The organism is Streptomyces mabaensis (genome assembly GCF_053763515.1).
On record NZ_JBSOPZ010000030.1, the window covers coordinates 49,480 to 69,502 of the forward strand.

Consider the following 20,023-nt stretch of genomic DNA (forward strand, 5'->3'; position numbering starts at 1 on the left):
CCGACGCCGCTGAGACCCCCGTCAGTCCCGGCAGCCGAGAGCGGTGCCCCTCGCCTCCGGGGGTTTGAGGCGAGGGGCACCGCCGTATCAGGAGGCGGCCAGCGCCTCGGTGGGGGGAAGACGCGCGGCCCGCACGGCCGGGTAGAAGCCCGCGAGGCCGCCGATGACGAGGGTGGCGCCGACACCGCCGGCCATGGCCCAGGCCGGTACGACGGTGGGCCAGCCCTGGTAGGTGGCGTAGCCGGTGGTGACGCCGATGCCCAGGAGCACGCCGCCGATGCCGCCGAGGGCCGAGAGCAGCAGGGACTCGCACAGGAACTGTGTGCGGATCTGGCCCCGGGTGGCGCCCAGTGAGCGGCGCAGGCCGATCTCGGCGCGGCGTTCCAGTACGGAGATGACCATGGTGTTGGCGACGCCGACGCCGCCGACGAGGAGCGCCACGCCCCCCAGGCCCAGCAGCAGTCCGCTCAGCGCGTCGTCGGTGGCTTCCTTGGCCGCCAGGGCGTCGGAGGGGCGGGAGACCTCGACCGAACTGGTGTCCTCCGGGTTGGCGGTGGCTCCCAGTACCGCCTGGACGTCGCTGACGGCCGCGTCCTCGGCCCGGGTGTAGACGGTGGTGGGGTAGCCGTCGAAGGACAGCTCCTGCTCCGCGGCCGGCCAGCCGACCAGCGCACCGGAGTCCAGTTCGGGTGCGAGTTCGTTGGGCGCGAGCAGGCCGACGACGGTGAACCACCGTCCGCCGAGCCAGACTTGGACCTCGGGGCCGGCCGAGGAGACGGCGAGCTGTTCGGCCGCCTTGGCGCCGAGGACGACGGCCGGATACCGCTGGTTCGCGTCGTTGAGCCACTGTCCTTCCACGACCTCCGCGCCGACCGTCCGCGGCAGGTCGGTGCGGGTGGCGTAGACGCCGATCCCGCCGGTCTGCTCCTTGGGGATGTGATCGTTGCGGTAGACCTTGGCGTCGGTCTTGCCGATGGCGGAGACCGACTCGACCGAGCCGATCCTGCCGACCATCTCGACCGCCTCGTCCGGCAGATGGGCGTCGCCGCCGCCGAAGCTCTGGCCGGGCGACACGGTGAGCAGGTTGGTGCCCAGGGCGTCCAGCTTGCGGTTGAGCTCCTCGGTGGAGGAGGTGGAGATGCCCACCACGCCGATCATCGCGGCGATACCGATCGCGATGCCGAGGGCCGAGAGGAACACGCGCATGGGGCGGGAGCGCAGGCCGGATCCGCCGACCCGCACCACATCGGCGGGGCTCAGCCGGGCCGGCCTGGGGCGGGGTGGTGCGACGGTGCTCATGTCCCGGCCCTTTCGTGAACGCGGCGGCCGGGTATGCCGGAGTCGTGCTCGATCCGGCCGTCCTTGATACGGACCTCGCGCGGCAGGGAGGCGGCGATGTCCCGGTCGTGGGTGATGATGACGACGGTGGTCCCGGCCCGGTGCAGCTCGTGCAGCAGTTCCATCACCACCGCGCCGGAGCGGGAGTCGAGCGCGCCGGTGGGTTCGTCGGCCAGCAGCAGCGGCGGGTCGCCCAGTACGGCGCGGGCGATGGCCACCCGCTGCTTCTCACCGCCGGACAGCTGGTGCGGCTCGTTGTGGAGCCGGTGTCCCAGGCCCACGCGGCGCAGGGTGCGCTCGGCAAGCCTGCGCCGTTCGGAGCGCGGCTTGCCGCTGTAGAGGAGCCCGTCGGCGACGCTGTCCAGCGCGGGCACACCTGCTGCCAGGTGGAACTGCTGGAACACGAAGCCGATGGTGCCCGCGCGCAACGCGGACAGTTCGCGGTCGTTGAGCTGGTCGATGGCGTGACCGTCGATGGCCACCGTGCCGGCCGACGGCCGGCTGAGGGTGCCGATGATGTTGAGCAGGGTGGACTTACCGGATCCGGACGGGCCGACGACGGCGAGCAGTTCGCCGCGCCGGACCACCAGGTCCGCCCCCGCGAGCGCGGTCACGTCCCCGTAGGTCTTGGACACGCCGCTGAGTTCGATCACGGGCGGTACGGCGAGGGTCACTTGGGCACTCCCACGACCAGGCCGTCCCGGACCCCGTCGCCGGAGACCTCGACCATCCCGCCGGCGAACATGCCGAGCTTGACCGGCACGTACTCGATGCCCTTCGTGCCCACGGTCTCCAGGGCGTAGCCGCCCTCGCGCAGCGCCACCAGCGCGTTGATCGGGACCGCGAGCACGTCCTTGTGGGTCTCCGCCTCCAGCGTGACGTCGACCGGCGCGGCCTGGTAGCGGCCGAGCTTCTTCTGGTCGGCGACCTCGAGCTGGACGGGGAGGGTTGCTTCCTCGGAACTGCCCCCGGAGGAACCGGCGGAGCCGGCGCTGCCGCCCTCGGCCGGTGCGGCGGTGGCCGCGGTGCCGACCTCGGTGACCTTCGCGTCGACCGTGGTGCCGTCGGGGAGTTTGACGGTGGCCTTGGTGCCGTCGTCGACCAGGTCCTCGTACTGGACCTCGAGATCGACGGTGACGATCCGCTCGGTGCCGGTCCAGGTCAGCAGGTCACCGCTCGGGGCGGTGCCGGTTGCGGCCTTGACGTCGGCGACGCGCCGCTCGCCGGTGGCGACGATCGCGTCGCCCGGCTCGACCGTGCCGGTGGCCTCCCGGCCCAGGTCCTCCTGCCACGCCCGCACCGCGTCCGCGGTGCCGTCCGTGTACTCCTCGTCCACCGTGAAGCCGGTGTACCCGAGGGCGGAGAGGTTCTTCTCCAGCACCTCGACATCCTTGCCCTCGGTGCCCGGGTCGAGGGTGCGGTAGAGGGGGGTGGAGCCGTGGAGCAGCGGCACCTTCTGGTCGTCGATGCTGTAGACGGCGGCACCGCGCTTGATCGTTGATCCTTCGGCGGGCAGCCAGGTGACGACGCCCGTGCCGGTGTCCTGCGCGGTACTGTCCTGCGCGGTACTGCCCTGCGCGGTCGTGCCGGAGGAAGTGCCGGAGGAGGTGCCGCTCTTGGCCGGCGCCTGGACGGCGGTGGCTTCGCCGTAGCCGAGGCTGCCGTTCACCGTCTCGGTGCGGGTGAGGGTGGTGCGCTCGACCTTGGCGGTCTTGGGCGGTCCGGTGGGGGCAGCGGCGGCGGACGAGTCGGTGTCGCTTCCGCCGAGAGCGCCGGTGGCGGCCAGGCCGCCGGCCGCAGCGACGACCACCGCGCCCACGGCGATCAGTGAGGACCGCACCGGCCGGCGCCTGCGGCGGCTCGGCGCCACGGCCTCCGTGTCCGTGTCCTCGGCCGAGTCGCCGACGGGAGCCCGCAGTTCTTCGGTGCTTTCGTGCACGGTCACTCCTGGCCCCCCATCATCCCGGACAGGTGCTCGCGGCACTCGCCCATCGCGTCCTGGAAGTTGGGGTCGCTCATGTTCATGCTGCCCTGGTCGAAGCCCTCGGGGCCTGGGTCGTCCATGTCCACGCCGTTCTCGCGCATGCAGGCGGCGAACTTCTTCATGTTCTCCAGCTGCTTGGCGTCGGGATTCTGGTTGCCGCGGTCCTTCATCGACTGCGGGGCCTTGTCCCGGCACGCCTCCATCGCCTTGCGCAGCGCGTCGGAGCCCGCGCCGCCGCCCATGACGGACTGCATGTCGAGCTTTCCGGTCTCCGGATCCGGGTCCTCCATGTCGACGCCGTTCTCGCGCATGCAGTTCACGAACTCCTGCGACTGCTCGGCGCTGCTCTTGTCCGCACCGCCGCCCGACGAACCCCCTTCCCCGTTGACGGAGGCGACGTTCGAGCCGCCGCCGTCCGATCCACCGCAGCCGGCCAGCATGCTCGTTCCCAGCAACACGGCGGCGGGTACGGTCAGCGCACGGGCCACAAGCGCCCTTCGCATCTCACCACTCCTCGAACTCGGTACGCCGCCGGGCCATCTGTCGTCCGGCTGTTCGTACGAGTGGCGATGCTGGCAAACCAGGGTCAGCGGACCCTCGGCCCCACCTCGGAGCAACCTGGGAATCCGGCTCACCCGGGCAGCGGAAGGACGACGCGGAAGGTCGCACCCGCGCCCGGCTGGGGTGCCGCCAGGTCGATGCGGCCCCCGTGGGCCTCGACGAGGGCGGCGGCGATCGACAGCCCCAGTCCGGCCCCACCGCCGCTGCGGGCCGGGTCGGCCCGGTACAGGCGCTCGAACACGTGCAGAGAGTGCTGGGGAGGCACACCGCCGCCGGTGTCCGCGACTTCGACCACCGCGGCCGGCCGGTCCGGGGGCAGGCGGGTACCGGCTGCCGAGACGGCGGGGCCCAGCTCGTCGGGCCGCGCGGTGCCGAGCCGGACCGTGATCACGGCCTGCGCAGGGGTGTGACGGTCGGCGTTGGCCAGGAGGTTGCCGAGGACCTGGCGCAGCCGGAGTGGATCGCCGACCACGGTCACCGGTTCGATCAGCTCGCCTGCCTCGTTGAGGTTCTCGATGCGCACGGTGCGCCGGGGTGAACGCGCGTGCAGATCCCGGACCACGTCCACCGACAGTTCCAGCAGGCCCACCCGGCGCTTCTCGGGTGCGCGCTGCTCGTCCAGCCGGGCGAGCAGCAGCAGATCCTCGACGAGTACGCCCATCCGGGCGGCCTCCGCCTCGATCCGCCGCATCGCGTCCGCGCCGTCACCGCCGCGCCGGTAGAGCTCGGCGAAGCCCCGGATGGAGGTCAGTGGCGTGCGCAGTTCGTGGGAGGCGTCGGCGAGGAAGCGGCGCAGCTTCGTCTCGGAGGCGGCGCGGGCGGTGATCTCGGCCTCCACCCGCCCCAGCATCGCGTTCATCGCACCGCCCAGGCGGCCGGGTTCGGTATGCGGGTCGGTGTCGGGGACGCGCCGGCCGAAGTCGCCCGCCGCGATGGCGCCGGCGGTGGCCTCCATCCGGGTCAGCGGCCGCATGCCCACCCGTACCAGTACCGCGGCGGCCGCGCCGAGCAGCGCGAGGGCCACGGCGGTGACGACGGCGTCGATGAGCAGCAGCCGCTCGGTGGTCGCCTCGACCTGGGCGAGGGAGGTGGCGGTGACGACGTATCCACCGCCCTCCAGACCGTCCATCGGTTCGACGGCCTTGACCCGGACCCGCCAGTCCGCTCCACCGTCCTGGCCTGCCACCGAGAAGGGCTGCCGGGTCCGGTCGGCCATGTCCGCGGCGGAGGGGAGCGCCGGGCCGGGGGTGTCCGGATCCGGCGGGTAGGCGCCCCGTTGTCCGCTCGGGTCGTAGAGGTAGATCCGGGAGTCCGCGTCGAAGACCTGGGCGAGGAACTGCTCGCCCGGCAACTGCCGCGCCTGCTCGGCCGTCCCGCCGCTGATCAGCCCGGTGACCACGCGCTGCTGCTGTCCGGACCGGGAGCCCGGCAGGGACAGCTGCTGGTCGACGCGGTCGACGAGGTAGGAGCGCAGCAGGATCACGCCGACGGCGTTGGCTCCCAGCAGCGCGAGTGCCGTCAGCGCCGCCGTCACCACCACCAGGCGGGCGCGCAGAGTCCAGTGCCGCCACCGACGCGGTCGCGGCATCACTGCTCCCCGCGCGGCATGCGCAGCGTGTAGCCGACTCCCCGCACCGTATGCAGAAGCCGGGGACCGGCGGAATCGATCTTCTTGCGCAGGTAGTAGACGTACGACTCGACGATCCGGCTGTCGCCCCCGAAGTCGTAGGACCACACGCGGTCCAGGATCTGTGCCTTGCTCACCACCCGGCCGGCATGCTCCAGCAGATAACGCAGCAGGTTGAACTCGGTCGGCGACAGGTCGATGATCCGCCCGCCTCTGCGCACCTCGTGCCGGTCCTCGTCCAGCTCCAGGTCGGCGTAACGCAGCACAGCGTCCGGAGCGGCCGGGTCGTCCGTACCGCCGGCCATCCGGGTACGGCGCAGTATGGCCCGGATGCGCAGCACCACCTCCTCCAGGCTGAACGGCTTGGTCACGTAGTCGTCACCGCCGGCGGTCAGACCCCGGATCCGGTCGTCGACGGAGTCCCGGGCGGTGAGGAAGAGGACCGGCATCTCCTGCCCTGCCGCGCGCAGCCTGGCCGCCACCTCGAAGCCGTCGAGGTCGGGAAGCATCACATCCAGCACGACGATGCCCGGGCGGGCGGACTCCGTGGCGGTGAGCGCCCCGTAGCCGGTGGAGGCGGCAACGACGTGGAAGCCGACGAGGCGCAGGGTCTGGGACAGCAGGTCACGGATGTTCGGCTCGTCGTCGACGACGAGAACGGTGGTGGGCGCGGGCGCGGGGGCGTTCATGGCCCCATCCGTACCGGACGAATCTCAAGGAAAGCTGAGAGCCGCCTTTGAACCGGGCCAGAGCTGCCGGCTGCCACGCAGTGCTCCGCACCGCCCTCAGTGCGCGGAGTGCATGGCCGTCACCGCGACCCGGGCCGCGTCCTCGACGCGTGCGATGCCGGCCTCCTGGGTGCTGTTGCCGTCGGAGAGCACGGCGACGAGGTAGTCACGGCCACCGACCTGTACCTGTCCGATGCTGTTGACGTCCCACAGGCCGGTCCCGCTGCGCGGCAGCCAGCCGTTCTTGAGCGCCGCCGCGGTACCGGCGGCGGACACGCCCCAGTCCTGATCGTCCGCGATGCTCCCCATCAGGCCCTGCACGTACTCCTGCGCGGATTCGGTCAGTACCGAGTCCGCCGCGAACACGGCGCCGAGGAGTCTCAGCTGATCCTCGGCGGTCGTCTGCGTGAGGCCCCATTGGCCGTCCGTGCCGCCGGTCGTCCCGGTGAGTCCGAGGCGCCGGTTGGCCGCGTCCAGACCCTGCGCGCCGCCTATCCCGTTCCACAGGGCCGTCGCCGCGGCGTTGTCGCTCGTCCCGATCATCGCGCTCGCGTGCGCGTCTTCCTGCGCCGTGAGCTTGCGCCCCTCGTCGTGTGTCTGCAGGAGCAGAGCGACGAGGATGTTCACCTTCACGATGCTCGCCGTGTCGTAGGCCGCCTCGCCGTACACGGCCTGCGAGCCGGTCGCCGGGTCCAGCACGGCGACCGACAGCCGGCCCGCCCCTTCGCCTGCGAACGGCTCCAGCACGTCGGCGAGGCGCTGGTCCGGATCGGTTCCCGGGCGGGTGGCGGCGCTGCTGGGTGCGAGTGTCACCACCGAGGTGGCAAGGCCGGGGCCTGCGGGCTCCGCGTGCAGGCCGACCACGCCCGCAACCACGCCGCTCACCAGCACGAGGCCTGTCGCCACGGCGGCGAGGAGCCGTGAGCGCGGGCGGCTGAGCAGTCCGAATCGAGGCATGCGGTGACGCTAGGAACCGGAGCTGAGTGCACGGTCGGACCGAGGTCAACGCAACCTGAGAGTTTTTCTGTCCGATATGACCATTTCGCCCCCTGGTGGGAGGATGCGACTACACGCGGGAGAACGCGTGGACGTACCCGTCAACGACAGCGGTCAGGCAGGACAGGTCATGCCCAAGAAGCCGAAATCGTCAGAGCCCTCGCACGGCGAGGGTCCGAGCCGCCACGCCGGGACCGAGCAGCACGGCTGGTCTCCGGACGTCGACGCGACCCGTCAGCAGGAAAACCCGAGCGCCCAGCGCTCCTTCCATCCCGATGAGCACGCGCCTGCTCCGGGCAAGGGCCGGAAGCGGTCCAAGGAGGAGGAGAAGGCGGTTCCCGGCGACACCGTCAAGAGTGAGAACGTCAGTGGGGAGGAGTACGCCGAGGGGTCCGACGAGAAGGGCATGCGCGGCACGGGCCGCAAGGGCCGTTCTCAGCGTCCCAGCGGTACCAAGGACGCCTCGGCCTTCACCGGTGTGGACCCCCAGGACCCCTCCGGCAAGCGCCGCCCGGGCTGACCCGGGCCCTCCCGGTTGACCGGGCCGGCCCGGGCCCTCCTCCTCGGAGCCTTCCGCGCCGCTCAGCAGATCCGGGGCAGCAGCTCCCCGATGGGCAGGTCGACCACCCGCGTGCCGCCGAGACCCGTGCGGGCAACCACCATGCCGGGGTGCGCCGCCACGGCCTCGCCGATCACCGCCGCGTCCCTGCCCAGCGGGTGGGCGCGCATGGCGTCCAGTACCGCGTCGGCGTGCTCACGCGGCACGAACGCGATCAGCTTGCCCTCGTTGGCGACGTACATCGGGTCGAGTCCGAGGATGGCGCAGGCGTTCGCCACGGGTTCCGGGACCGGGACGCTCCGCTCCTGGATGACGACGCCGGTGCCCGAGGCCGCCGCGATCTCGTTCAGGGCGGCGGCCAGCCCGCCCCGGGTGGGGTCGCGCAGCACATGCAGGTCAGGGGTGACGGCGAGCATGCCGTCCACCAGGCCGCCGAGCGCCGCGCAGTCGCTCTCGATCTCCACCCCGAACTCCAGACCCTCCCGGACGCTCATGATCGCGATGCCGTGGACCCCGATCGCGCCGCTGACGATCACGACATCGCCGGGTACGACCCGCTGCGGCCGGAGATCGACGCCCGCCGGGACGAGACCGATCCCCGCGGTGTTGATGAAGACCCCATCTCCGTGGCCGGCCTCGACGACCTTGGTGTCGCCCGTCGCCACCTCGACGCCAGCGGCACGCGCGGCCGCGCCCAACGCCTCGGCCACCCGCGCGACGACGGAGACCTCGACGCCTTCCTCCAGGATGAACCCACAGGACAGATAGGCGGCCCGGGCGCCGCTCATGGCGAGGTCGTTGACGGTGCCGTTGACCGCGAGATCACCGATGCTTCCGCCGGGGAAGAACAGCGGCCGCACCACGAAGGAGTCGGTGGAGAAGGCCAGCCGCGCACCGCCGAGCGTGACCGTCGCGGAGTCGCCGAGCTGCGAGAGCACCTCGCCGCCGAAGGCGGGCGCGAAGATGTGCTGGACCAGTTCGGCGGACAGCGCGCCGCCGCCGCCGTGGCCCATCACCACCCGCGGCTGGTCGCGCAGCGGAGCCGGACACGTCCAGGCGGCGAGGTCGGGGACGTGCGGCTCGGCGAGGGCGGCCGCCGTCGGGGCGACCGCGCGGGGCGCTCGGGTGGTCTCAGACAACGGGGCTCGCCTCCAGGGACGCGGCCGACGCGGTCGACGCAGCCGGCGCGGCCGGGATGTCCAGCCGCCGGTAGAGGTAGTAGGCGGCGCAGGCCCCCTCGCTGGAGACCATGGTGGCGCCGAGCGGGCTGCGAGGCGTGCAGGTGGTGCCGAACGCCTCGCACTCATGGGGTTTCAGCAGGCCCTGCAGGACCTCCCCGCTGCGGCATTCGGCCGGCTCCCTGGTGTCGATCCCGCTCACCGAGAAGCGGTACTCGGCGTCGTAGTCCCGGTACCGGGCGGACAGCCGCCAGCCGCTGTCGGGGATGACACCGATGCCCCGCCAGGCGCGGTCGGTCACCTCGAAGACGTCCGCCAGCATGGCCTGGGCGGCGGGGTTCCCTTCGGGCCGCACGGCGCGCGCGTACGCGTTGTCCACCGTGTGCTCACCGCGCTCCAGCTGCCGGACGGTACGGCGTACGCCCTCCAGGATGTCCAGCGGCTCGAATCCGGTCACCACGATCGGGACGCGGAACCGTTCGGCCAGTTCCGGATACTCGCCGACCCCCATCACGCTGCACACGTGCCCGGCTGCCAGGAACGCCTGCACGCGGCAGCTCGGCGACCGCATGATCGCCTCGATCGCCGGGGGCACCCGCACATGGGAGACCAGCAGACTGAAGTTCGGGATGCCGAGCTTGCGCGCCTGATACACCGTCATGGCGTTGGGGGGCGCGGTGGTCTCGAATCCGATGCCGAAGAACACCACCTCGCGATCCGGGTTCTGCTGGGCGACCCGCAGAGCGTCGAGCGGTGAGTAGACGACGCGGACGTCGCCGCCTTCGCTCCGGACCCGGAACAGGTCACGGCCGGTCCCCGGGACGCGGAGCATGTCACCGAAGGAACAGAAGATCACCTCGGGCCGGGAGGCGATCTCCAGGGCCTTGTCGATGACTTCCAGCGGTGTGACGCACACCGGGCAGCCGGGTCCGTGGATCAGTTCCACCTGGTCCGGGAGCAGTTGGTCGATGCCGTGCCGGATGATGGTGTGCGTCTGTCCCCCGCAGACCTCCATCAGCGCCCATGGCCGGGTCACGGTGGAGTGGATGTCGTCGAGCAGACGCCGGGCCAGGTCGGGGTCCTGGAACTCGTCGATGTACTTCACTGCTGTGCCTCCTGTGGTGCTTCACTGCCGGCGGGCCGCGGGGATCCGCCTGCCTCCGCGGCCAGTTCCCACGGGTCGCCGAACTCCTCCTGGAGCATGCCGAGCGTCGCGAACAGTTCGAGCGTCTGCTTGGCCGACTCCTCGTCCAGGCGCTGCAGGGCGAAGCCGACGTGGACGATGGCGTATTCGCCGACCTGAAGGTCCGGCAGGTATTCCAGGCACACCTCCTTGACCACGCCGCCGAAGTCGACGGTGGCCATGCGGGTGCCGTCCCGTTCCTCGATGTCCAGCACTCTGCCGGGTACGGCCAGGCACATGGGTTTCTCCTCAGACTGTGGGTGATCCGTTGGCGGCCCGGGCGGCCACGACGAGCTGGCCGAGCGCCAGTCCCCCGTCGTTCGGTGGGACCTGCCGGTGGCGCAGGACGGTGAAGCCGTCCGTGCGCAGCGCCTCGGCGCAGGCCGTGGAGAGCAGGGCGTTGGCGAACACCCCGCCGGTCAGGGCGACGTGGTCCAGTCCGTGCCGCTCGCGCGCCAGGAGGCACATGCCGCGTACGAGACCGGCGACCGCCGCGTGGAAACGTGCCGCGATCCGTGCCTGCGCGGCACCCGCGCGTACGTCGGCGACGACGGCTGCCAGTACGGGCGCCGGGTCGGCGGTCACCGCGGCCCGGCTGCCGGGTTCCGGCCGGAGCAGGGTGAAGGCGTAGCCGGCGTCGTACGCCGCGCCCGCATCCGGATCCTGGGCCGCGATCAGTGCCGCGGCCTCCAGTTCGACGGCGGCCTGCGCCTCGTACCCGGCCCGGTGGCACACTCCCGCGAGGGAGGAGACGGCGTCGAACAGCCGGCCCATGCTGGAGGTGGGGACACAGTTCAGGTTCCGCTCCAACTGGCGTTCCAGGACCCGGCGTTCATCGGGCGGGCAGACGGCCGCACAGGGCAGGTCCCGCGCCCAGGCGATGCCTGCCGCGCGCAGATGCGCGAGTGCCATGCGATACGGCCGGTGTACGGCGGCGTCGCCGCCCGGCAGCGGAACGTGGGCGAGGTGTCCGAACCGGGTGAAGCCGTCGTAGTCCGCGACCAGGATCTCCCCGCCCCACACCGCCCCGTCGTCGCCGTAGCCGGTGCCGTCGAACGCCACTCCGATCACCGGCCGGCTGCCGTCCAGACCGTGCTCGGCCATCGCGGCGGCGACGTGCGCGTGATGGTGCTGGACCCGGACGACCCGGCGGCCGGCGGCGTGGCGCCCGGCCCACTGCGCGGAGCGGTAGCCGGGGTGCCGGTCGGCCGCGACCACCTCGGGGCTCACGCCCGTGATCGTCTCCAGGTGCCGCTCGGCGCGCTCGAAGGCGTGCTGCGTGGCGACGTCGTCCATGTCCCCCACATGGGCGGACAGCCAGGCCCGGCGCCCTTCCGCGAGACAGAACGCGTTCTTCAGGTCCCCTCCGACGGCCAGGGTCGCCGGTACCGACAACGGCAGCGCGACGGGCAGCGGGGCGTACCCGCGTGAGCGCCGCACGGTCAGCCGCTCGCCGTCGCAGACGCGCACCACGGAGTCGTCGCAGGGCACATGAATGGGACGGTCGTGCGCCAGCCAGGCGTCGGCCAGGTGAGCCAGCCGCTCCAGCGCCTCGGCGTCGTCGGTGACGATCGGTTCACCGGCCACGTTTCCGCTGGTCATCACCAGTAGCCTCGGCCCGTCGGCGTCACCGGGCAGGCCGAGCAGCAGATGGTGCAGCGGGGTGTACGGGAGCATGACGCCCAGGTCGGGACTGCGCGGCGCGACCGCGTCCGACGGCCAGGGAACTCCTGCCCGCGGCGCGGCGCCGGCGCGGCGGCGCAGCAGCACAATCGGCCGGACGCCGCCGGTCAGCAGGCTGCGCTCCGCACGGTCGAGGTGCACGAGGTGCTCGATGTCGCCGATGTCCCGGGCCATCAGTGCGAACGGTTTGTCGCCGCGGGCCTTGCGCCGGCGCAGCAGGGTCACGGCAGGGGAGTTGGAGGCGTCGCAGGCGAGGTGGTAGCCGCCCAGGCCCTTGACGGCGAGGACGGCGCCCCCGGAGAGCAGTCTGCGCGCCTCGGCAACGGGATCCGCCGCGGTCGACTCGTGGGGTCGCTCCGCCGGGTCCGGGGACGCGAGCAGCAGGCGCAGACGGGGACCGCAGGCAGGACAGGCGACGGGCTGCGCGTGGAAGCGGCGGTCGGCCGGGTCGGCGTACTCGCGGGAGCAGTCGGGGCACATCGGGAAGCGGGCCATGGTGGTGTGGGCCCGGTCGTACGGCAGTCCGGTGACGATGGTGAAGCGCGGCCCGCAGTGCGTGCAGGTGATGAAGGGGTGGCGATGGCGCCGGTCGGCGGGGTCGGCCAGTTCGGCGAGACAGTCGGCGCAGGTGGCCACGTCCGGGGAGACCAGCGTGCGCGCGGGCCCCTGCGACCGCGAGGGGGCGATGACGAACCCGGCGCCGCCGGCGGTGGGAACGTCCCGGTGGTCGACGGACTCCACCACGGCCAGCGGCGGCGCCTCCACGGCGATCCGGTCGCAGAACTGGTCCACGGCGCAAGGGGCGCCTTCGACCTCCGCGACGACGCCCTCCCCGGTGTTGGTCACATGTCCGGCCAAGTCGAGACCGGTGGCGAGGGTGTACAGGAACGGCCGGAACCCGACGCCCTGCACCACACCCCGGACGGTGACCCGGCGGCGCCGTACCGTCTCGGCGACGGCGACGGGGATGTCCTGCCGCGGAGTGGTCACGAGCGGGTCTGCGCCACGGCGCGAGTGTGCGTACCGTCCGCGTGCTCGTGGCCGTGGTCGTGCTCGTGGTCCTGCTCGTGAGTGTGGTGGTGGTCGTGCCGCTGGCCGGCCATGACCGGTGCGTGGACCGCCGCGCCGTCCGCCGCGGCCAGCGCGCGGTCGAGCAGCGCGCCCACTCCGCCGCCTCCGCGCGCGGAGGTCAGGAGCACCTCCACGCCGGGGTTGACCTGTTCGACATGGGCCCGGAAGGCCGTCTCGTCGAACCCGACGGCGTCCGCGATATCGGTCTTGGTGACGACCACCAGGTGGGCCAGGCCGAAGGCAGTGGGGTACTTCAGCGGTTTGTCCTCCCCCTCGGTCACCGAGGCGAGCACGACTCTGAGGGACTCGCCGAGGTCGTAGGAGGCCGGACAGACCAGGTTGCCGACGTTCTCCACGAACAGCAGCCGGGTGTCCTCGGGCAGCCAGCCCTCCAGATGCGCGCCCAGCATCCCGGCTTCCAGGTGGCACAGACCGTCGGTGAGGACCTGCTTGACCGGCACACCGGAGCGGGACAGGCGCAGCGCGTCGTTCTCGGTGGCGAGGTCGGCGGTCAGCGCGGCGACCGGTACTCCCCTCTCCCGGGCGAGGAGGAGCTCCCGTTCCAGCAGGGCGGTCTTGCCGCTTCCGGGGCTGGACAGCAGGTTCACGACGGTGGTGCCGCGGGCGGCCAGTTCGGCGCGCAGGGTGTGCGCGGTGGCGTCGTTCTTGGCGAGTACCGCCTGCTGCAGGTCGACCACACGGCACATGGTTCAGCGCTCCTCGGGGATCGGTTCGCGGGTGCGTTCGTGCTCCGGGCCGTCCTCCCAGTACACGCTGACGATCTGCAGCTCGCGGCCGGCGAGCAGCTCGGCGGTCGCCGCGCCGCACACCGGGCAGCACAGTTGCGGCGGCATGCCGACCGCCCACTCGTCCTCGCACGGCTCGCAGCGGGCACGTCCCGGCACCTGTTCGGCGACCAGTTCGGCGCCTTCCAGGACGGTTCCGGCGCAGGCCAGTTCGAAGGAGAAGGAGAGTGCGTCGGGGACGACTCCGGCCAGCTCGCCCACCTGGACCCGTACGGCCTTGACCGAGGTGACGCCGCTCTTCCGCGCCGCCTCCTCGACCTGGCCCACGAGAGCCAGCGCAATGGACATCTCGTGCATGGTCACCGTCCTGCCCGTGCGGTCGGCTCCATTACACGGCCGGGTACGGCGGGCCGATGGGACGGCACGCCGACTCCACCTGGCCGGGTACGCCGTTCGGTGCAGCCGGGTGTCCGTGTCCGGGACGCATGGTGGCGCCGCGTCACATCTTGCGGATGCGCAGGTAGCGCCGGAGGTCGGGCAGGACCTGCCGCATGATCGCCGCGAGCGCGGTGGCGGCAGCGGCGCCGCCGATGCCTCCGACAAGGGACTTCTTCATGGTTCTTCTCCTCATTTCGTGGCTCGTTTCGTGGCCGGGCCGGCCGAGGCCCGCGGCGCGGGCGCTTCCTGTACTGCGTCCCGCACCAGGTCCGTCACCAGGCGCACGGCCTCCGGCACCGCGGCGGCCACCGGCGGGCTGAGACCGATGCCCTCCTCGACGCAGGCGGGTTCGCAGCCCACCACCACCGTGCGCCGCGGCGGGGTTCCGCCGGTTCCGGCGCACAGGGTGTCCAGCAGCGCCAGGACCGCGTCGGGGGACATGTGGTGGCCGTCGAGCAGCGCGTTGCCCGGTTCGAGCGCGCCGGGCGTACCGGCCTCGATCAGGTACAGCGTCCCGGGGTCACCACCGCGCGCGGTGGCGTCGACGAGGACGAGCGTGTCGTACCCATCGAGAAGCTGGTACGCCAGATGGACGCCCCGCACGCCGATGTCCACCACTTCGACGTGCTCGGGCAGCGGATGGGATGCGAGGGCCCGCACCGTTTCGACGCCGAAGCCGTCGTCGCCGAGGAAGATGTTGCCGACGCCCGCGACCAGCACCCGGTCTCGCGTGGGAAGGTTCACGCGTCCTCCAGGAGGGCGACCTCGTCGGGCTGGAAGTACAGGAACCGGCCCTGCTCGCGGCGGATGTCCGCGCCGGGGTCGCCCTCGACGGTCACCGCGAGGTGCACGCCCCCGTCCACGTCGTGAAGTACGGCCTCCACCTGCGCGCTGCGGCCCTGCAGGAACAGGTCCTGGGCGTCGGTCCGGCGCAGGCCGGGCCGCAGCAGTACGCGGCTGCCCGCGCCCACCGGCCGCCCGTCGACCAGGACCTGGTCGCGTGCCGGGTCCACGCCGGCGTCGCTCGCCGGATCCCACCAGGGGGTGTCCGGCCGGACGAGGTCGTACGCGTCGGACGGTTCGGCGGTACCCGCGCCGGCCCGTGCGGGTGAGCCGGGTTCGGTGACCTCCCGCAGGGCCCGTACCGCGCCGTGCAGGCGCTCCAGGACCTCGGGGGGCATCGAGTCGGCGAGGTCGATCACGGCGGCCGCCCGGTCGTCGGTCCCGCGGGCTTCGCGTTTCTCCTCGTCGGTGAGGGCCGCGGTGCGCAGGGCGAGGATCTCGTCGATCTCGGTGGCGTCGTAGAGCGCGCCGGGGCTCTCCGGGGCGATGGCCGGGTGGTCGTCCAGGATGATCGGGGAGGACAGCACCAGGTCCGCGCGGCCGGGTTCGCTCGCGAGTACGGGCCAGGTGTGCAGGTTCCGGCAAGCGGCCACGGCGCCCTTGGCCCACTCGGGCGGGTCCGTCATCGACAGGAACGAGCCGTCGGCGAGGCAGAGCAGGAGGTGGGCGGCGACCAGTGACCGCGGCAGTGCGGCGTCGCGGTCGGCGTCCGCGCCGTCCGGCGTCCAGGGCGAGGTGTTCTCCACGACGGCGGTCAGCCGCATCACCCGGTAGGGGCCGTCGAGTTCCCGCGCCGACAGCCGCACCACGCCCGCGATCTCCTCGCAACGGCGGACGAGGCGGCCCACCGGCCGGCCGGCCCCGTCGAGTACGGCTTCGGTGTCCTCGCGCGCCGGGCGGGTGAACGGGACGGTGACACCGCCGTCCCGGGCCAGGTCGGCCACGGTGGCGGTCACTTCGACGCGTTCTTCGCTGCCCTCGTCCCAGGGCACCAGGACACGGTCGTCGAGGTGCAGTTCGGTCACGGTCTCGAAACCGCCGTCCTGGCGGGCCCGTTGCACCGTCCGGCGCCGGCCGTGCAGGAATCGCAGCTCGACGGCCAGCGTCGCGCCGGCCCTGGGTTCCATCAGGATCTCGGTGTGCTGGAAGTCGTGCTCTTCGCCCGCGGCGCTCCAGGCGGGCGGTACGAGCACCCCGAACTGCCAGCGCAGCCGGTTCTTGGCCGCCGAGGCCCGGTAGGGGTACAGCACATAGCCCTCGAACAGTACGGCGTCGGCCACCTCCCGGGCGGTGGCGAACCGGGCTTCGGTCTCCGGGGCGAAGGCGGCTGTGGTCACGGCGCCGTCCTCTCGATCAGACGCGGCAGGACGGCCGCGGCCGCGGTCGCGGCCCGGCCGGAAGGCGGGGGGTCCGGCGGGTCCGCCGCGGCCAGGAGTGCCTGGACGGTCGCCTCCCAGGACGGCAGCGCCCGCCGCGAGCGGAAGGCGAGCAGTGCGTCCATGGTGTCGCGGGGCAGCCGGATCCAGCCGCAGCCGGGGAAGTGCTGTTCGACCATCTCCCGCCACACGTCCACCGGCATCCGGAAGGACGCCTCCCGGTCCCAGGGCACCGGCTCGACGCGGAATCCGCCGGCTCCGGTGAACGCCGTACCGGAGAAGAGCATGAGCAGCGGTACCTCACCGTCCGACAGGGCGTTGAAGTAGCGGGTGGAGGCGATGTCCATGTCGTAGGTGCAGGGCACCAGGAGGTCGGTCTCCGTCTCTCCGGTGAAGCCCGGGACCATGAGCTGGACTTGGGCGAACTGCACGGGCTGGAGCGTGCTGCCCCAGCGGGAGCGCGCGCCGAACAGGTCCGCCAGTCCGTCGGCCTCCGACTCCTCGTAGCCGCGCCGGGCCGGTTCGATGCGGATCTGGCAGCGCAGCGCGAGGGCGTGGACCCGGGCGCCTTCGGAGGCGGTGATGCGCAGCCGGAAGACCAGGGTGGGTCCGGCTGCGTACTGGTCGGCGCGTACGCCGGTACAGGTGAACGAGAACTCCGTCACGGCCGGTTCCCCTTCCCCGGGGCCTGGGCGCGCCGCGCGACGTGTTCGAAGAACGCAGACAGGTCGGCCCGCGCCTCCGCGCCGCCGTCGAAGCCCTGCCACAGCAGACGCATCCGGCCCACCAGTTCGTAACAGATGTCGATCGGTACCAGGTAGCACTCGGCCCGGCCGTCGGTGCGGCGGAGCAGCAGGGCCTCGACGTCGGGTTCGAGCAGTCCGGCCAGCCGGCTGCCGCCGAGTACGGTCTGCCAGGTCGCCGGGTCGAGTTCGCTCTCGGTGGCCCCGGCCGGGCTCGGGTAGAGGGCGACCAGCCGGTTCAGCGCGGCGTTGCGGAAGAAGAAGGCGACGCTGACCGGGATCTGCAGCAGTTCCCACGCGCTGTCGTCGAGGCGGTGGCCGGGGTCGGCCAGATAGCGCTCCGGAACCGTACGGAAGCGGCCGTGTGCGGCGCCCGGCCGCTCGAAGAGCAGGGAGCAGGGGGTGCAGGCGCAGGCCAGCGACCTCTTCTCCGTGTCCACCAGGTGCCGGTGGCCGCCTTCGGCCACCGGCACCCCGCACAGTTCGCACCGCTCCTGCCGGGGCGTTCGCGGCGCCGCGAACCGGCGCAGGCCCCGGGGCTGCGTGGCGGGCCCCTGCGGCTGCGGCCACGCGTGGGGCGCGCTCACGGCGCCTTCGCCACGGCCGGTCCGGTGGCGGCGGGCCTGCTGGTACCGATCTGGAGCAGCGCCGGCTCCTGGGTGGCGGGCGCCAGTTCCACCTTCGTCACCTCGGGCGCGAAACAGGCCAGCGCGTCCTCGACGGCCTGCTGCGCCGTGCCGCCGCCGCTCGGGCACCCGCAGCCCCCGCCACCGGTGGTGGACCGCAGGCGCAGGGTGCCGGTGGTGTCGTCGAAGTCCACCACCTCGACGGAATGGCTGCGGACACTGTCCAGGGCGCGTGAGATCCGCGTGGTCGTGTCCTCGGGATGCAGGTCGTGCAGGAGCAGCAGGCTCGCCACGAGCTCGTCCGCAAGCAGACCGGTCAGGGGCCCGCCCCCGGGCCGCTTGGCCGCGGGGGCGTCCAGCAGCCCGACGATCCGGGCGAGTCCCGCTCCGTAGAAGTCCATCAGGACCCGCACCAGTTCCTCGGCCGCCGCACACACCTCCTGATCGCCGGTCGCGGTCAGGCGGTCGAGCACTTCCTCCACGCGCCGCCCGGCTTCCTCCGCGCTCATCCGGCCAGGCCGCTCAGGCCGGTGGGCACGTGCATCTTCTGGACGGTCTTGCCCTCGCCCACGTACATGTGGACACCGCACGGCAGACAGGGGTCGAAGCTGCGCACGGTGCGCATGATGTCGATGCCCTTGAAGTTCTCCGGGGTGTTCTCCTCGAAGATCGGCGTGTTCTGCACGGCGTCCTCGTACGGACCGGGGGTGCCGTAGGTGTCCCGGGTGCTGGCGTTCCACGGGGTGGGCGGGTAGGGGTGGTAGTTGGCGATCTTGCCGTCCCGGATCACCATGTGGTGGGAGAGGACACCGCGGACCGCCTCGGTGAACCCGACGCCGATGCTCTCGTCCGGGACCTCGAACTTCTCCCACGTCTGGGTGCGTCCGGCGCGTACCTCCTCCAGTCCCTTCTCCGCGAAGTACAGCGCGACGGCGGCGGTGTAGGCCTGGAAGTAGGTGCGGGCGCGGTTGCGTTCGAGCGCGTTGCTCCAGCGCGGGATCTTCCATTCGAAGGTGGTCTCGGGCTTGGTCAGCGTGCGCGGCAGGTTGATGACCACGCTGTTGCCGGTGGCCTTCACGTACCCGGTGTCGACCAGCCCGGAGAGGGCGGTGGACCACAGGCGCGCGATGGGTCCGCCGCCGGTGTCCAGGGCGAGGTAGTCCTTGCCATCGAACCAGCGCGGGGACATCACCCAGCTGTAGTTGCCGTTGAAGTCCCGCTTCTGGGGGGCGGGGATGGTGTGCTGGTTCCACGGGTGGCGCGGGTCGACGGGGTTGCCGAGCGGGTCGCGGGTGACGAACTGCTCCTGGCCCTGCCAGTCCTCGTAGTACGAACTGCCCAGCAGGATGCGGATGCCGAGGTTGATCTCGGTGAGGTCGTTGGTGACGAGCTTGCCGTCGACGATGATGCCGGGGGTGACGAACATCCGCCGTCCCCAGTCGGTCATGTTGGCGTACGTGAAGTCGCAGTACTCGGGGTCGTTGAGCGCGCCCCAGCAGCCGAGCAGCACCCGCCGGCGGCCGACCTCCTCGTACCCGGGCAGGGCCTCGTAGAAGAAGTCGAACAGGTCGTCGTGCAGCGGGACGACGCGCTTCATGAACTCCACGTAGCGCATGAGACGGGTGAGGTAGTCCGTGAAGAGCTGGACGGAGGCAATGGTGCCGACGCCGCCGGGGTAGAGCGTGGAGGGGTGCACATGGCGGCCCTCCATCAGGCAGAACATCTCCCGGGTGTAGCGGCTCACCTGGAGGGCTTCCCGGTAGAACTCGCCCTCGATCGGGTTGAGGGACCGCATGATGTCGGCGATCGTGCGGTAGCCGTGGTCCCCGGCGTGCGGCGCTTCGGTGCGCTCGGCCAGTTCCAGGACGCCGGGGTTGGTCTCACGGACCATCTTCTCGCAGTAGTCGACCCCGACCAGGTTCTCCTGGAAGATGTTGTGGTCGAACATGTACTCGGCCGACTCGCCAAGGTTGATGATCCACTCCGCGAGGTGCGGGGGCTTCACGCCGTAGGCCATGTTCTGCGTGTACACCGAGCAGGTGGCGTGGTTGTCGCCGCAGATTCCGCAGATGCGGCTGGTGATGAAGTGCGCGTCCCGGGGGTCCTTGCCGCGCATGAAGACGCTGTAGCCACGGAAGACGGAGGACGTGCTGTAGCACTCCGCGACCCGCTTCTGCTTGAAATCGATCTTTGTGTGGATGCCGAGGCTGCCCACGATCCGGGTGATCGGATCCCAGGCCATCTCCACCAGGCCACTGCCGTCGCCGGCCGCCCTCGTCGTCGTTGCCATCGTGTGTGCCGTGCCCTTCTTCGTGCGGGTGGTCTGGTTCGGGTTCAGCGGCG

The 20,023-nt window shown here is 72.0% G+C and carries 21 protein-coding genes; 1 reads left to right on the plus strand and 20 read right to left on the minus strand.

What is annotated here, in order from left to right; translation table 11 throughout:
* Window positions 1-87: 87 nt before the first annotated feature.
* The 7 genes from ACWV17_RS24700 to ACWV17_RS24730 all read right to left on the minus strand — a co-directional run bounded on the left by ACWV17_RS24700 (window position 88) and on the right by ACWV17_RS24730 (window position 7,195).
* The gene (locus ACWV17_RS24700; RefSeq protein WP_455361436.1) at window positions 88-1,299 is read right to left on the minus strand and encodes an ABC transporter permease; all 1,212 of its coding nucleotides are present in this window, start codon (window positions 1,297-1,299) and stop codon (window positions 88-90) included.
* A complete protein-coding gene (locus ACWV17_RS24705) occupies window positions 1,296-2,012 on the minus strand; it encodes an ABC transporter ATP-binding protein (RefSeq protein WP_455361437.1) in 717 nt (238 codons plus the stop codon). The genes ACWV17_RS24700 and ACWV17_RS24705 overlap by 4 nt, the downstream gene beginning before the upstream one ends.
* The gene (locus tag ACWV17_RS24710) at window positions 2,009-3,277 is read right to left on the minus strand and encodes a peptidoglycan-binding protein (protein ID WP_455361438.1); all 1,269 of its coding nucleotides are present in this window, start codon (window positions 3,275-3,277) and stop codon (window positions 2,009-2,011) included. Before ACWV17_RS24710 ends, ACWV17_RS24705 begins: the two co-directional genes overlap by 4 nt.
* A 2-nt stretch (window positions 3,278-3,279) precedes the next feature.
* On the minus strand, window positions 3,280-3,825 hold the full coding sequence (locus tag ACWV17_RS24715; protein WP_455361439.1) for a hypothetical protein: 546 nt from the start codon (window positions 3,823-3,825) through the stop codon (window positions 3,280-3,282).
* 128 nt (window positions 3,826-3,953) lie between these two features.
* Entirely contained in the window at window positions 3,954-5,471 is a 1,518-nt protein-coding gene (locus tag ACWV17_RS24720; RefSeq protein WP_455361440.1) for a sensor histidine kinase, read from the minus strand.
* Window positions 5,471-6,199 (minus strand): response regulator transcription factor, encoded by a 729-nt coding sequence (locus ACWV17_RS24725; RefSeq protein ID WP_455361441.1) that lies wholly within the window; start codon window positions 6,197-6,199, stop codon window positions 5,471-5,473. The genes ACWV17_RS24720 and ACWV17_RS24725 overlap by 1 nt, the downstream gene beginning before the upstream one ends.
* Before the next feature lie 96 nt (window positions 6,200-6,295).
* Entirely contained in the window at window positions 6,296-7,195 is a 900-nt protein-coding gene (locus ACWV17_RS24730) for a serine hydrolase (RefSeq protein WP_455361442.1), read from the minus strand.
* Window positions 7,196-7,364: 169 nt separating this feature from the next.
* Between ACWV17_RS24730 and ACWV17_RS24735 the strand changes: the two genes are divergently transcribed.
* Entirely contained in the window at window positions 7,365-7,754 is a 390-nt protein-coding gene (locus ACWV17_RS24735; protein ID WP_455355296.1) for a hypothetical protein, read from the plus strand.
* 62 nt (window positions 7,755-7,816) lie between these two features.
* On the opposite strand, the gene hypE is transcribed toward ACWV17_RS24735, so the two are convergent.
* The 13 genes from hypE to ACWV17_RS24800 all read right to left on the minus strand — a co-directional run bounded on the left by hypE (window position 7,817) and on the right by ACWV17_RS24800 (window position 19,970).
* Window positions 7,817-8,932: a hydrogenase expression/formation protein HypE gene (gene hypE, locus ACWV17_RS24740; protein ID WP_455361443.1), complete on the minus strand. Its 1,116-nt coding sequence runs from the start codon at window positions 8,930-8,932 to the stop codon at window positions 7,817-7,819.
* Entirely contained in the window at window positions 8,925-10,076 is a 1,152-nt protein-coding gene (gene hypD, locus ACWV17_RS24745) for a hydrogenase formation protein HypD (RefSeq protein ID WP_455361444.1), read from the minus strand. Before hypD ends, hypE begins: the two co-directional genes overlap by 8 nt.
* Window positions 10,073-10,393 carry a HypC/HybG/HupF family hydrogenase formation chaperone gene (locus ACWV17_RS24750; protein ID WP_455355218.1) on the minus strand — a complete coding sequence of 107 codons (321 nt, stop codon included), beginning with the start codon at window positions 10,391-10,393 and terminating at the stop codon, window positions 10,073-10,075. Before ACWV17_RS24750 ends, hypD begins: the two co-directional genes overlap by 4 nt.
* 10 nt (window positions 10,394-10,403) lie before the next feature.
* Complete coding sequence (gene hypF / locus ACWV17_RS24755; protein ID WP_455361445.1) at window positions 10,404-12,827, minus strand: carbamoyltransferase HypF; 2,424 nt, start codon at window positions 12,825-12,827, stop codon at window positions 10,404-10,406.
* Window positions 12,824-13,615 (minus strand): hydrogenase nickel incorporation protein HypB, encoded by a 792-nt coding sequence (hypB, locus tag ACWV17_RS24760; RefSeq protein WP_455355216.1) that lies wholly within the window; start codon window positions 13,613-13,615, stop codon window positions 12,824-12,826. Before hypB ends, hypF begins: the two co-directional genes overlap by 4 nt.
* A 3-nt stretch (window positions 13,616-13,618) precedes the next feature.
* Window positions 13,619-14,011 (minus strand): hydrogenase maturation nickel metallochaperone HypA, encoded by a 393-nt coding sequence (gene hypA / locus ACWV17_RS24765; RefSeq protein ID WP_455361446.1) that lies wholly within the window; start codon window positions 14,009-14,011, stop codon window positions 13,619-13,621.
* A gap of 142 nt (window positions 14,012-14,153) precedes the next feature.
* A complete protein-coding gene (locus ACWV17_RS24770) occupies window positions 14,154-14,270 on the minus strand; it encodes a DUF6893 family small protein (protein ID WP_455355214.1) in 117 nt (38 codons plus the stop codon).
* Window positions 14,271-14,281: 11 nt separating this feature from the next.
* Window positions 14,282-14,836 (minus strand): hydrogenase maturation protease, encoded by a 555-nt coding sequence (locus ACWV17_RS24775; protein WP_455361447.1) that lies wholly within the window; start codon window positions 14,834-14,836, stop codon window positions 14,282-14,284.
* A complete protein-coding gene (locus ACWV17_RS24780) occupies window positions 14,833-16,272 on the minus strand; it encodes a hypothetical protein (RefSeq protein WP_455361448.1) in 1,440 nt (479 codons plus the stop codon). The genes ACWV17_RS24775 and ACWV17_RS24780 overlap by 4 nt, the downstream gene beginning before the upstream one ends.
* Window positions 16,269-16,976: a DUF6084 family protein gene (locus ACWV17_RS24785; protein ID WP_455355211.1), complete on the minus strand. Its 708-nt coding sequence runs from the start codon at window positions 16,974-16,976 to the stop codon at window positions 16,269-16,271. Before ACWV17_RS24785 ends, ACWV17_RS24780 begins: the two co-directional genes overlap by 4 nt.
* Window positions 16,973-17,641 carry a DUF5947 family protein gene (locus ACWV17_RS24790; protein WP_455361449.1) on the minus strand — a complete coding sequence of 223 codons (669 nt, stop codon included), beginning with the start codon at window positions 17,639-17,641 and terminating at the stop codon, window positions 16,973-16,975. Before ACWV17_RS24790 ends, ACWV17_RS24785 begins: the two co-directional genes overlap by 4 nt.
* Entirely contained in the window at window positions 17,638-18,189 is a 552-nt protein-coding gene (locus tag ACWV17_RS24795; protein ID WP_455361450.1) for a hypothetical protein, read from the minus strand. The genes ACWV17_RS24790 and ACWV17_RS24795 overlap by 4 nt, the downstream gene beginning before the upstream one ends.
* Entirely contained in the window at window positions 18,186-19,970 is a 1,785-nt protein-coding gene (locus ACWV17_RS24800; RefSeq protein ID WP_455355208.1) for a nickel-dependent hydrogenase large subunit, read from the minus strand. Before ACWV17_RS24800 ends, ACWV17_RS24795 begins: the two co-directional genes overlap by 4 nt.
* Window positions 19,971-20,023: the final 53 nt, after the last annotated feature.